Consider the following 12,657-nt stretch of genomic DNA (forward strand, 5'->3'; position numbering starts at 1 on the left):
GCGCGCGAGCCCTGTGGGCCGGCCATAGCTGCTACCCCGGCGAAGCTTCCGCGACGGAAGGCGGAGCGGCTGCTTTTGGCTGCGCCGGCGAGCTGCGATGCCGGGCTTCCCCCTCTCTTTCCTCGGCTGGAGGGAAGGAATTGGGTTGAGCGGTTGGGATGGGGAAAGCGGAGAAGGCAGATGGATTCCGGAGAAGCGCCAGCGCTCGCATTTGAAACCGGATTCCATCCCTGACTAAAACTTCAATCGAGGAATCCGGGTTCAACAGCGATCGGAGGAACCATCTGCTTTCGCAGCGGCAATCACCAAAACGCCCCTAGCAGCTGCAGCTCTTGTCCGAGCTCTCGTCGATCGGAGTCGGGTACTCATTCGTGAAGCAGGCGAGGCAGAGGCCGCCGCCCTTGGAGTCGCCCGGAACGGAAGCCGCCTCGATCAAGCCCTCGGCGCTGAGGAAATACAGCGAGTCGGCGTTGATCGCCTGGCGGATCTCCTCGACCGTCTTCGACGAGGCGATCAGCTCGCGCCGGTCCGGCGTGTCGATGCCGTAATAGCAAGGGTTGGCGAACGGCGGAGAGCTGATCCGCACATGCACTTCCTTCGCTCCGGCCTCGCGGAGCATGTTGACGATCCGCAGGGACGTCGTGCCGCGAACGATGGAGTCGTCGATCATGACGACGCGCTTGCCCTCGACGATTTTGCGGACGGCGGACAGCTTCATCTTGACGCCCTTCTCGCGCAGCTCCTGCGACGGCTGGATGAACGTGCGGCCGGTGTATTTGTTTTTGATGAGGCCCATCTCATACGGAATGCCTGTCTGCTCCGCATAGCCGATGGCGGCGGAAATGCTGGAATCCGGCACGCCCGTGACGATGTCGGCGTCGACGAACGCCTCCACCGCGAGGCGGCGGCCCATCTGCTTGCGGGCGGTATGGATGTTGACCTCGTTGATGTCGCTGTCGGGGCGCGCGAAGTAGATGTACTCCATCGCGCAGGATGCCCGGCGCTGCTCCTGCTCGAAGCGGTCGGCACGCAGACCGTCCTTGTCGAGGATCAGCAGCTCTCCCGGCTGGACGTCGCGGACGTACGTCGCGCCGATCGTCTCGAACGCGCAGGTTTCCGAGGCGAAGACGTAGCCCTCGCCAAGACGGCCCATGACAAGCGGACGCAGGCCGTTCGGATCGGAGGCGACGAGCAGCAGATCATTGGTCATGATCAGGAAGGCGAAGCCGCCGATGATCCGCTGAAGCGCGTCCTTGGCGGCTTCGACGAAGTCCTTGGACGAGCGTGCGATAAGATGCGCGATGACCTCGGTGTCGCTCGTCGTCTGGAAGATCGAGCCCTGCGCCTCCAGCTCGCGGCGGATCGACGGCGCGTTGACGATGTTGCCGTTGGTCGCCACGGCGAGGTCGCCGCCCCGGTACTTGAATACCAGAGGCTGAGCATTGCCGAGCTGGCTGCCCCCGGAGGTGGAATAACGGACATGGCCGATCGCGCGGTCGCCCGGCAGCGAGGCCAGGATGTCCGTCGTGAACACTTCTTTCACGAGTCCCATGCCGCGATGGTAAGCGAAGCTGCCGTCCGAGCTGTCCACGGTGCAGACGCCGGAGCTTTCCTCGCCGCGATGCTGCAGCGCATGCAGGCCATAATAGGCCAGAGATGAAGCGTCAGGGGTATTGAATACCCCGAATACGCCGCATTCTTCCTTGAGCTTGTCGAAAATGTCGTCGCGGCCGATGCCCGCATTGTAATGGGCATTTTCCCATGTGCGGGACACAGCTTGGAGCTCCTCGGATTTGGAGCCGGAAAGTCGGCGGGCGGGTACTGTGGTGTCGGCAGGCTGAACCTCGGGTCCTGAACCGCCTATAGGCAAGCCCCCGGGAGCCGGCAGCTCCGGCGCCGAACCCGTCAGCGCGATGCCGTCACCGTCCAGCTCGGGAGCGGCGGATGAAACGTCCTCTCCCCAGCGGGAGCCGAGCTGGACCGCTATGCTTACTTCATCAGACATGGAATCGCATCCTTCCAGACTTTCCGGAGCTCGCCTACCGGGGCCTGCACGCCGGGCTTGCCGTTCACCTTGATGAGGAGCTCGTCTCCGCCGACCGTGCCGATCTCCGCATGCGGAACGCCGCGCTCCGCGAGCAGCGCCAGCAGCGCCGCCTTGTTGTCCTGCGATGCGCTCAGCAGGATGCGCGACTGCGATTCGCTGAACAGCGCGTGGTCCGGACGAAGGTCCGTCGCCACGTTCACTTCGGCGCCGAGTCCGCGGCCAAAAGCGGATTCCGCCAGAGCGACAGCCAGGCCGCCCTCGGACAGGTCGTGAGCCGAGGCGACGAGACCGCCGCGGATGGCAGTCAGGACGGCTTCGAGCAGCTTCTTCTCCACAGAGAGATCGAGGCCCGGAGGACGTCCTTCCGTCTTGCCTTCCAGCACATGCTGCAGCTCGCTGCCGCCAAGCTCGGCCTTCGTTTCCCCGAGCAGGATGATGGAGTCGCCGGCATTCTTGAATTCCTGCGTCGTAATGTGGCTGATATCCTCCACGAGGCCGACCATGCCGATGACCGGCGTCGGGTAAATGGCGCCCTTGGCGTTCTCGTTGTACAGGCTGACGTTGCCGCCGATGACCGGCGTCTCCAGCACGCGGCAGGCTTCGCTCATGCCGTCTGCGGATTTCTCCAGCTGCCAGAATACTTCCGGCTTCTCCGGGTTGCCGAAGTTCAGGTTGTCCGTGATCGCCAGCGGCTCGGCGCCCGAGCAGACGATGTTGCGCGCCGCTTCGGCGACCGCGATCGCGCCGCCGACCTCGGGATCGAGATAGACGTAGCGGCCGTTGCAGTCAGTCGTCATCGCCAGCGCCTTGCGCGTGCCGGGAATCGTCACGACCGCCGCGTCGGAGCCCGGCGGAACCGCCGTGCTGGTGCGGACCATATGGTCGTACTGCTTGTACACCCATTCCTTGCTTGCAACCGTCGGGGAGGCAAGAACCTTTTCCAGAGCGGCGTTCAGGTCGGCGGCTTCGCCATAGGCAGCCGTATCTACGCTTGCGTTCGCCGCATAATAGGCCGGCTCCTTGGATGGCTTGTCGTACACCGGGCATTCGTCGACGAGCGCGGTGACCGGCATGTCGGCGACTTCCTCGCCTTGATGGAACAGGCGCAGGCGGCCGTCGTCGGTCACCTTGCCGACCTTGGCGCAGATGACGCCCCAACGGTCGAAGATTTCACGCGCCTGAGCTTCGTTCTCCGGCGTGACGACGAACAGCATGCGCTCCTGCGACTCGGACAGCATCATCTCGTAGGGCGTCATGCCTTCCTCGCGCTGCGGCACCTCGTCGAGGTACAGCTCGAGGCCGTTGCCGGCCTTGGACGCCATCTCGGCGCTGGAGCAGGTGAGGCCGGCCGCGCCCATGTCCTGGATGCCGAGCACGATGCCGGAATTGATCAGCTCAAGCGTCGCTTCCATGACGAGCTTCTCCATGAACGGATCGCCGACCTGGACGGCAGTGCGCTTCTCTTCGGATTCTTCCGATAATTCGACGGAAGCGAAGGTCGCGCCGTGGATGCCGTCGCGGCCCGTGGCGGGACCGACGTAGAACACCGGGTTGCCGACGCCTTTGGCGACGCCGCGCTGGATTTTGTCATGGTCGATGAGGCCGACGCACATCGCGTTGACGAGCGGATTGCCCTCGTAGCTCTCGTCGAACATCACCTCGCCCGCGACGGTCGGAATGCCGATGCAGTTGCCGTAGCCGGCAATGCCGCTGACGACATGCTCGAAGAGGTATTTGACACGGTCATTTTCCAGATTGCCGAAGCGAAGGCTGTTCAGCAGCGCCACCGGGCGCGCGCCCATGGAGAAGATGTCGCGGATGATGCCGCCGACGCCGGTCGCGGCGCCCTGATAAGGCTCGACTGCGGACGGATGGTTATGCGATTCGATTTTGAACACGACCGCCTGATTGTCCCCGATGTCCACGATGCCCGCGCCTTCGCCCGGACCCATGAGCACCTTCGGTCCCGTCACCGGGAACTTCCTCAGAATCGGCTTGGAATTCTTGTAGGAGCAGTGCTCCGACCACATGACGCTGAATACGCCGATCTCGGTGTAGTTCGGCAGGCGGCCCATGAAACCGCAGATAAGCTCATACTCATGATCGGTTACGCCGAACTGCTGGTAGATCTTCTGCTCGGCAATCTGCTCCGCCGTCGGTTCCTTAGCTGTTAACTGCTGCGTCATGCTGTTCCCTCCATGCGTTCAAAATCGATGTAAACATCCGCTTGCCGTCTTCGGAGCCGAGAATCTGATCTACCGCGCGCTCCGGATGCGGCATCATGCCGACGACGTTGCCGCGCTCGTTGGAGACGCCGGCGATGTCATAGACGGAGCCGTTCGGATTGCCGCCGTTCGCGTAGCGGAAGACGATCTGGTTATTCGCCCGGAGGCGCTCAAGCGTCTCGTCGTCGCAGTAGTAGTTGCCTTCGCCGTGGGCGATCGGGATCGAGATGACCTCGCCCTGCGCGTATTGGTTCGTAAAAGGAGTCGCCGCGTTGACGACCTCGAGAGGCGACTGGTGGCAAAGGAACTTCAGGTCCCGGTTGCGCAGCAGCGCTCCCGGCAGCAATCCCGCCTCGGTCAGAATCTGGAAGCCGTTGCAGATGCCGAGCACGTATTTGCCAGCCTCAGCCGCCTTGACGACCTCGTTCATGACCGGGGCAAAACGAGCGATCGCGCCGCAGCGCAGGTAATCCCCATATGAGAAGCCGCCCGGCACGAGAATCGCGTCGTAAGCCGAGAGGTCGGTTGCCGTGTGCCAGACATAATCGACGGACTGTCCGATCGTTTCTTCAACGGCCTTGTAGCAGTCGATGTCGCAGTTGGAGCCCGGGAAAACGATGACCGCAAACTTCATCGGCTCAGCCCTCCAGCTCGAAGCGATAGTCTTCGACGACGGTGTTCGCCAGCAGCTTCTCGCACATGGCGCGCACCCGCTGCTCCGCTTCGGCACGGTCTTCGGTGTCCAGTGTCAGCTCCAGGTATTTGCCGATGCGCACTTTGTCCACTTCCGCAAAGCCCATGCTGTGAAGCGCTCCCTGCACGGCTGTTCCCTGCGGGTCCAGCACGTTCTGCTTGATCGTCACGTATACCGTTGCTTTCATTATGGCAACTCCTCTTATGGGGGAATGTGATTTCGTTGTAGATGAAGAAGGATGAAGAGCTAGATTGGCTTGCCAGCTGCACAGTCCGAAATCCGCTGCGCGCAAGGGGCCGATCCTCCGATGCTGTTGGACCGGGGATCGTCCTGGCGGCCGAATTAGACGACTTTTTCGGCTAATTCTGCTCCGGGATCGTCCTGACGGCCGAATTAGACGACATTTTCGGCTAATTCTACTCCGGGATCGTCCTGACGGCCGAATTAGACGACTTTTTCGGCTAATTCTGCTCCGGGATCGTCCTGACGGCCGAATTAGACGACATTTTCGGCTAATTTTGCTCCGGGATCGTCCTGGCAGCCGAATAGACGACTTTTTCGGCTAATTCTGCTCCGGGATCGTCCTGACGGCCCAATTAGACGAATTCTTCGGCTAATTCTGCGCCTGCCTGTAATGGCCCTATACCAGCTCTGCGCCGGTCAGAAGGCGATAGATTTCCCGGTAACGCTCCGTCGTCTTCGAGACGACAGCCTCGGGCAGAGGAGCCGGCTTGCTGTCCTGATCCCAGTCGGTCCCGAGCAGGTAGTCGCGGACGATCTGCTTGTCCATGCTGTCGATGTCGGCGTCCAGCACGTACTTGTCCTCCGCCCAGAAGCGGGAGGAATCCGGCGTGAAGATCTCATCGATCAGGATGATCTCGCCGTCGATCAGGCCGAACTCGAACTTGCAATCGGCAAGGATGATGCCGCGCTCCGCGCAGTATCCGCGGGCAAATTCATACAGCCGGATGCTGCGGTCCCGCAATTGGGCCGCGATATCGGCGCCGACGAGTTCTTCCATCCGGGAGAACGGGATGTCCTCGTCATGGCCGACATCGTTTTTGGCGGCGGGAGTGAAGATCGGCTCCGGGAACCGTTCGTTTTTGCGCAGCCCTTCCGGAAGCTTGATGCCGTTGATCTCGCCGTTCTGCCGGTATTGCTTCCAGCCTCCGCCCGTGATGTATCCGCGCACGACGCATTCGATATCGATGCGCTCAGCCTTGCGGGTCACCATGATGCGGTTGCGCAATGCCTCCTTGTCGGTGACAATGCCGCCAAGCCGCTCCACGTCTGTATGGACGACATGGCCCGCCTGGATGCCGGCCGTCTGCTCGAACCAGAAGGCGCTCAGCCGGTTCAGCACATTGCCCTTGTCCGGCACGGCCGGGTCAAGCATGTAATCAAACGCGCTGATGCGGTCCGTCACGACGATAAGATAATGCTCGCCAAGATCGTACAGCTCCCGCACCTTGCCCTTGTAGAGCAGCGGCGCCTGGATAAGATCCGCTGCCGTGGACAGCGCTTGGGACGTTGCGGCCATGATTTTCTCCCCTGCCTCAATTAGAAATAAATGAATGGATCTTGCTCCGGAAATAAGGCTGCTGCAATGCTGCCTAGATAAGCTCCAGCCGGCGGAAAATCGTATCGACATGCTTCAAATGCCAGCTCGGGTTGAACGCGTCGTCGAGCTCTTCCGCGCTCAGCACCGCTGTGATCTCCGGCGTCGAGCCGATGATGTCGCGGAACTGGCGCTGCTCCTCCCAGGCTTGCATCGCGCGGGGCTGGACGGTGTCGTACGCCTGCTCGCGGCTGAAGCCCTTGTCGATGAGCTTGGTCATGACGCGGCCGGAGAACGGCACGCCGAACGTGCGGCCCATGTTGCGCTTCATGTTTTCCGGGAATACCTGCAGGTTCTTCAGAATATTGCCCAGACGGTTCAGCATGTAGTTCAGCAGCATCGTCGCATCCGGCAGGATGACGCGCTCCACCGAGGAGTGGCTGATGTCGCGCTCATGCCAGAGCGGCACGTTCTCGTAGGCGCTGATCATATGGCCGCGGATGACGCGGGCAAGGCCGGAGATGTTCTCGCAGCCGATCGGATTGCGCTTGTGCGGCATCGCGGACGATCCCTTCTGCCCCTTGGCGAAAGGCTCCTCCACCTCGCGGAACTCGCTCTTCTGAAGAGCGCGGATCTCGGTCGCGAACTTGTCGAGCGACGTCGCGATCAGGGCAAGCGTCGCCATATACTCCGCGTGGCGGTCGCGCTGCAGCGTCTGCGTGCTGATCGGCGCCGGCTTCGTGCCGAGCTTGCGGCAGACGAACTCTTCCACGAACGGGTCGATGTTCGCGTAGGTGCCTACAGCGCCGGAGATTTTGCCGAACTGCACGCCGTCGGCCGCATGGCGGAAGCGGTCCAGGTTGCGCTTCATTTCCTCGTACCAGAGAGCGAGCTTCAGACCGAACGTCGTCGGCTCCGCGTGGACGCCATGGGTGCGGCCCATCATCACGGTGTCCTTGTACGTTACGGCTTGTCCGCGCAGTATTTCGATGAAATTGGTCAGATCCTTCTCCAGAATCTCATTGGCCTGACGGAGGATGTATCCCATCGCCGTATCCACGACGTCGGTGGAAGTGAGGCCGTAATGAACCCATTTGCGCTCGGCTCCGAGCGTCTCCGAGACGGCGCGGGTGAAGGCGATGACGTCATGGCGCGTCTCCAGCTCGATCTCGTTGATCCGGTCGATGTCGAAGCCGGCTTTCTCGCGGATCGCGGCTACATCCTCGCGCGGGATGACTCCAAGCTCGGACCATGCCTCGCAAGCGCAGATCTCGACCTCCAGCCACGCCTTGAATTTGTTCTCTTCCGTCCAAACCGCCCTCATCTCGGGCCTGCTGTAACGCTCAAGCATGCATTCATCCACCTTTGTCTGATTTATTCGAAGCCGCTTGCTTCAGTCAGTCGATCCTTATGACGGCCGGCCGGTTCAGCTCCAGATTCCCGTTCCGCGGATCCACTCCAGCGCCGCGGCCGTGTCCGGAGCGAGCACGTTGACATGGCCCATCTTGCGGTTAGGCTTCGCCTCCGCCTTGCCGTACAGATGCAGCTTCGGGACGGCGCCAAGCCTGGCGGCTTCTCCATCGCGCTGCGACAGATGCCGCACCAGCGGCTCCACATGCTGGCCGAGCACGTTCACCATGACGACGGGGCTCATGAGGCCCGCATCCCCGAGCGGCAAGCCGCATATCGCGCGGACATGCTGCTCGAACTGCGAAGTGCTGCAGGCTTCCATCGTATAATGGCCGCTGTTGTGGGGACGCGGGGCCAGCTCGTTGACGAACAGCTCCCCTTCCTCGGTCAGGAACAGCTCCACCGCGATCAGGCCGACGACTTCAAGCCCTTCCGCGATCCGGACCGCCAGCCGCTCGGCTTCCTCCAGAACGGCGGCGGGGACGCGGGGCGGAACGACGGATAGATGAAGAATGTTGTCGATATGGATATTTTCCGCAGCCGGAAACGTCTTCACATCGCCCAGAGAGCTCCGGGCGGCGATGACGCTCAGCTCCATCCGGAAGGAAACGAACTGCTCCAGCACCAGCTCTGCTCCGGATCGGCTCAGCTCCGCATAGGCTGCCGGAATCTCCGACTCGCTGCGGATGACCCATTGCCCTTTGCCGTCGTAGCCGCCGGTCGCCGTCTTCAGCACCGCCGGCAAGCCAAGACGGCCGCAAGCCTCCCGCAAGCCTTCCTCGCTTGTAATCTCCTCGTACGGAGCGACTCGCGCTCCCGCCGCCTCGATCGCCCGCTTCTCCCGCAGCCGGTGCTGCGTCGTATAGAGTAGCTCGCTTCCTTGCGGCACGTAAGATTGCTCCGCCAGCATGGCGGCGACTCCCGCATCCACGTTCTCGAACTCGTACGTGATGACGTCCGCGCGCGACGCCAGCTCCCGAGCCGCCTCCCGATCGTCGTAGCCGGCCGCGATGCTCTCGGCAACCTGCGCGCAAGGCCCGTCCTCCGCAGGATCAAGCGCCACGAAACGGTAGCCCATCGCGCTGCCTGCCAGCGCCATCATGCGGCCGAGCTGCCCGCCCCCAAGGATGCCTACAGTCGATCCCGGCGGTATGACGAGCGCTTGATCGGTCGGTACAGCTCCGCTTCCGCTTCCTGTCGCCCTGCCGGAATTCAGCATAGCTCTTCGCCGCTTTCCAGCACCTGCAGCTTGATGGCTTCGCGCCGCTCTTCGATGAGCCGCCTGATCTCCGGATCGAATGCGCCGAGAATCTGCGCGGCCAGCAGTCCTGCGTTGCTTGCTCCTGCATGGCCGATCGCCACCGTGGCGACGGGAACGCCGGCCGGCATCTGCACGATAGACAGAAGCGAATCGAGTCCGCTCAGGCTCGACGATTTGACGGGAACGCCAATAACCGGAAGCGCCGTTTTCGCGGCTACCATTCCGGGCAAGTGAGCCGCTCCGCCGGCTCCGGCGATAATGACCTTCAGCCCTCGCTCGACAGCGGTCTCGGCATATTGGAACATCAGATCAGGTGTCCGGTGAGCGGATACGACCTTCTTCTCATAAGGAATTCCAAGCTCATCCAGAATGCCGCAGGCAAGCTTCATCGTTTCCCAGTCGGATTTGCTGCCCATAATGACGCCCACGATAGCAGTCATGATTGTTCATCCCGCCTTTGTCTATATTCCTTGTGCGAAAAATCCGATCGGATGCCGGAAACAAAAAAAACCGCATGCCGGCCAGCCGGCGGAATCTCCAGGTAGGGAGAATCCGGCACGGGCGACTCGAAAGCCTGCGGGATGTAAGTACGCTGAAAAAGCGCAGCCGAAGCCAAACAGCTCGCTCTCCAGTCGTGGACAGCCAGCCTGCTTCCGGCATCCCGTAGTCCGTCGATTAAGGTCGCCGGGTAGAAACTTTCGGGCCGATTCCCGAAGATATACGAGTTGCTTGAAAATAATATGCGGAGCAAGGTAATGCGGCCTCCTACAAGATTCGACAATCTCAGGATAATTCAAACCGCTCCCCGCCCGCTCTGCCTTCCTAGTTTACCAACCTGAGCAGAGCCTGTCAACTCAAAAACACGAACATTAATTAAAAATAATGCTATTAAAGTTCGTTTTTGATAAAGCCGCCTTCAAATGAAAAATGCAATTGGCTCCGCAACGCCAATTCCATGCATGGCCTCGATCTTCCTCGTTGTCCTGCAAGCCGAAACGCTTCAGCGGCAGGCTCATTTCCTTCATCGACGACAGCAAAAATCGAGGTTCAATCCGGCTTTTCTCAAGGAAACGATTCCTCGGACACCTTTCGCCATTCAAGTCGCCAATTCCATGACAGCTATTATGCCATATCTCCAAATCCGAACAACCCTTCTTCATTCGGCGTCAAGAATACTGACATAATAATTTCTTTTTCCGCCCAAGAATCACTCTAAATCCGAACTATATTCCAAATTCCCGGATATCTCTTCCGGATCGTTTTCTAGGACCAAAAAGAAAAAACCCTCGACAAGAGGGTTTGCATAGGGATGAGCTGGCAGGCAAGCTCCATGCCCGGTCTAGGAATCAGTTGATCCAGAATGTCTTGTCTTTAGCCGAAATGCGGCGGCCCTTCGGCGCTGCCATATCGGGGTAGCCGATATAGATAAGACCGACCAGCTCTTCCTTGTCCTTGAGACCGAATGCCGACTTCATGGATGGATGGTGCATGGGATCGCCGCTGCGCCATACCGCTCCAAGCCCTTCTTCATAAGCGCTGAGCAGAAGGTTCTGAACGGCGGCATGCACGGCGGCGAGCTCTTCCGAACGAATGACGCGCGGGTTGTCGGAAGGCGAGCAGGCTGCTGCAATGACGACAGGGGCCCTCATCGCTTTGGCTTCTTCCTTCGACAGCTTCTGCTCCCTTTCCTCCGGCTCCAGTCCGGCAAGCGCGTCGGAGGCGGCATTGGCGTAAGCTCTTCCGAGCACACGGCGTCCATCCCCCGTCATGACAAAAAATTTCCAAGGCTCGGTGTGGTGATGGTTGGGCGCCCAGACAGCGGCCTCCAGGATCCGTTCGATCTTCTCCTTCTCGACCGGCCTGCCCTCGACCTTCCCGATGCTGCGGCGCTGACGGATTGCTTGCTGTAGCTCCATTCCTGTACCTCCTTGAGCGAATTAGATGAATAGTCCAAGATTGCCTGAGATTATTATACCTGTGAAATGCTCGCCCAGGAAAGGCGGGGCACCGGAACCATCGTGTCCATCCGCAGCGCGGGCACAAAAACGGCCTTTCATTCGGCGGTCGGCCGCGCCTTTATTTGCGCAAGAAGAACCGGAGCCATCAGGCTCCGGTTTCGATCATTCAACGGTAAAACGAGCTGTTTCCGCTTTCCGTGAGGATGAAGTCAAAAGCGCTCTCTAGGCTGAGGTTCAGGCCGAAGCCGAGCGTGCTCGGCTTTTCGCTTCTCCTAATTTTCTCTGCACTCGTTTCCTTCTATTTTTCTCTTGCCGAAGCGTCTTTAAGAAAAGCTTCGAATGACGCCATATGAGAAAAGCGGTTGATTTCGACTCCTTTGCTCCGAAGATGGCTTTCCAGAGCAGCGCCCAATCGTTCCGCGCCTGCCTGCAGCCGCGTCAGGTCGTGCGGATCAAGCAGCGGAACAAGCTCGGGCAGCCCCGCCTGCCGGTAGAGGGCGTGATGATCGGCGTTGAGCGTCAAGTCGCTTGGCCACTGTCCGGTCTCCGCATAGCAGAGAAAGGCGGCAATATTATCCTGCGCCTTCACAGCATGAAAGTAAGCCGTATCATAATCGTTTCTTTCGCAGGCCGATTGGATTTTGTCCAATATTCCTTTTTCCTCTTCATAAAACCCCTTCATGCGATCCCCGAAGGAAGGGGTTCCTTTCAAGCGCTCTTTCCGAGCTGATATCAGCTCAACGGTGTCTTCCGTCAGCCGCTCGCAAGCATGGAGGATATCCGCCGCATGGTCCCCATGCATAATGGCATGCATATAGGAATCCAGCAGCGCCGGTTTCAATGGGAGCCGATGTATTTGATCCTTGTTTTGGCCAAAACCTCTCGAGAAGTAGGATTGGTTCAGCAATGCCAGCCCTTGCAGGACTCCCTCCAGAATTCCAGACGCCTCCGTCCGGCTATAGACGCCGCTGCCCGAATCCCCTGCGCGGATCAGCTTGTAGAGCCTGGCATAGACCTGGCTCAGCTCTGCTTCCGCTTTCTCCACAAACTCGCGTTCATGCTCCGGACTCTGAAGGCCGACAATCCTTTCCTGCAGCCGCAAAAGTCGGCTGCGGTCCTCATCCGAACGCGCATAGAGCAGCTTGCAATCGGCGATGATCGAGGTTTTCTCTTCCTGAAAGGCCGCCATCCTCTCCGCCCGTTCCCAACTGATGGGCCAGAAGTCAAAGCTGATGTCAGCCAGGATGAATTGCAGGCTCGCCTCATAACCTCTGGCGGTGGCCGGAATGAAAAAGAAATCCAAGTCCGAGCGCTTCGTCGCGGTCCCTTGAGCGTAAGAGCCATAATAGGCTGCAAGCGCGACATCATCGGGATAATTGGCCTTGATGTGATCCACAAGCTTATCGGCAACCTCGAACACGTCCGGCATGGTGAGACCCCCCCTTTTCTCCTCATCCTAACCTTTATTTCCCCAGCTTCAAGGTAATGGTTGGATATAACCGAA

Annotated in this window: 10 protein-coding genes and 1 riboswitch; all 10 genes read right to left on the reverse strand. The window is 60.1% G+C overall.

All coding sequences use genetic code 11. The features are described 5' to 3' along the window. Positions 1-316 precede the first annotated feature (316 nt). Entirely contained in the window at positions 317-2,005 is a 1,689-nt protein-coding gene (purF, locus tag AC06G8_RS19560; RefSeq protein WP_480283629.1) for an amidophosphoribosyltransferase, read from the reverse strand. Next, positions 1,990-4,233 carry a phosphoribosylformylglycinamidine synthase subunit PurL gene (purL, locus tag AC06G8_RS19565; RefSeq protein ID WP_480283630.1) on the reverse strand — a complete coding sequence of 748 codons (2,244 nt, stop codon included), beginning with the start codon at positions 4,231-4,233 and terminating at the stop codon, positions 1,990-1,992. Before purL ends, purF begins: the two co-directional genes overlap by 16 nt. Next, the gene (purQ, locus tag AC06G8_RS19570; protein ID WP_447664265.1) at positions 4,211-4,906 is read right to left on the reverse strand and encodes a phosphoribosylformylglycinamidine synthase subunit PurQ; all 696 of its coding nucleotides are present in this window, start codon (positions 4,904-4,906) and stop codon (positions 4,211-4,213) included. Before purQ ends, purL begins: the two co-directional genes overlap by 23 nt. Before the next feature lie 4 nt (positions 4,907-4,910). Further along, positions 4,911-5,156: a phosphoribosylformylglycinamidine synthase subunit PurS gene (purS, locus tag AC06G8_RS19575; RefSeq protein ID WP_174806393.1), complete on the reverse strand. Its 246-nt coding sequence runs from the start codon at positions 5,154-5,156 to the stop codon at positions 4,911-4,913. A 450-nt stretch (positions 5,157-5,606) separates the two neighbouring features. Next, positions 5,607-6,506, reverse strand: coding sequence for a phosphoribosylaminoimidazolesuccinocarboxamide synthase (locus AC06G8_RS19580; protein WP_480283631.1), 900 nt, complete (start codon positions 6,504-6,506; stop codon positions 5,607-5,609). Positions 6,507-6,579: 73 nt separating this feature from the next. Further along, the gene (gene purB, locus AC06G8_RS19585) at positions 6,580-7,875 is read right to left on the reverse strand and encodes an adenylosuccinate lyase (protein ID WP_480283632.1); all 1,296 of its coding nucleotides are present in this window, start codon (positions 7,873-7,875) and stop codon (positions 6,580-6,582) included. A 75-nt stretch (positions 7,876-7,950) separates the two neighbouring features. Next, positions 7,951-9,153: a 5-(carboxyamino)imidazole ribonucleotide synthase gene (purK, locus tag AC06G8_RS19590; RefSeq protein WP_480283633.1), complete on the reverse strand. Its 1,203-nt coding sequence runs from the start codon at positions 9,151-9,153 to the stop codon at positions 7,951-7,953. After that, positions 9,147-9,635: a 5-(carboxyamino)imidazole ribonucleotide mutase gene (gene purE / locus AC06G8_RS19595; protein WP_447664261.1), complete on the reverse strand. Its 489-nt coding sequence runs from the start codon at positions 9,633-9,635 to the stop codon at positions 9,147-9,149. Before purE ends, purK begins: the two co-directional genes overlap by 7 nt. Positions 9,636-9,839: 204 nt before the next feature. Further along, a riboswitch (purine riboswitch) is annotated at positions 9,840-9,939 on the reverse strand. 602 nt (positions 9,940-10,541) lie between these two features. Next, positions 10,542-11,111, reverse strand: a complete 570-nt coding sequence (locus AC06G8_RS19600; protein WP_480283634.1) for a nitroreductase family protein — start codon at positions 11,109-11,111, stop codon at positions 10,542-10,544. Positions 11,112-11,451: 340 nt separating this feature from the next. Continuing rightward, on the reverse strand, positions 11,452-12,582 hold the full coding sequence (locus AC06G8_RS19605) for a nucleotidyltransferase domain-containing protein (protein WP_447664258.1): 1,131 nt from the start codon (positions 12,580-12,582) through the stop codon (positions 11,452-11,454). Between the last annotated feature and the right edge of the window lie 75 nt (positions 12,583-12,657).

The sequence above is a fragment of the Paenibacillus sp. SJS-P3 genome, from assembly GCF_056711585.1.

Excerpts from the sequence above, each read along its gene's own strand:
- AC06G8_RS19600 (WP_480283634.1), bottom strand. The coding sequence starts at position 11,111 with ATGGAGCTACAGCAAGCAATCCGTCAGCGCCGCAGCATCGGGAAGGTC.
- AC06G8_RS19580 (WP_480283631.1), bottom strand. The coding sequence starts at position 6,506 with ATGGCCGCAACGTCCCAAGCGCTGTCCACGGCAGCGGATCTTATCCAG.
- purL (WP_480283630.1), bottom strand. The coding sequence starts at position 4,233 with ATGACGCAGCAGTTAACAGCTAAGGAACCGACGGCGGAGCAGATTGCC.
- purB (WP_480283632.1), bottom strand. The coding sequence starts at position 7,875 with ATGCTTGAGCGTTACAGCAGGCCCGAGATGAGGGCGGTTTGGACGGAA.
- AC06G8_RS19605 (WP_447664258.1), bottom strand. The coding sequence starts at position 12,582 with ATGCCGGACGTGTTCGAGGTTGCCGATAAGCTTGTGGATCACATCAAG.
- purK (WP_480283633.1), bottom strand. The coding sequence starts at position 9,153 with ATGCTGAATTCCGGCAGGGCGACAGGAAGCGGAAGCGGAGCTGTACCG.
- purF (WP_480283629.1), bottom strand. The coding sequence starts at position 2,005 with ATGTCTGATGAAGTAAGCATAGCGGTCCAGCTCGGCTCCCGCTGGGGA.
- purQ (WP_447664265.1), bottom strand. The coding sequence starts at position 4,906 with ATGAAGTTTGCGGTCATCGTTTTCCCGGGCTCCAACTGCGACATCGAC.
- purE (WP_447664261.1), bottom strand. The coding sequence starts at position 9,635 with ATGACTGCTATCGTGGGCGTCATTATGGGCAGCAAATCCGACTGGGAA.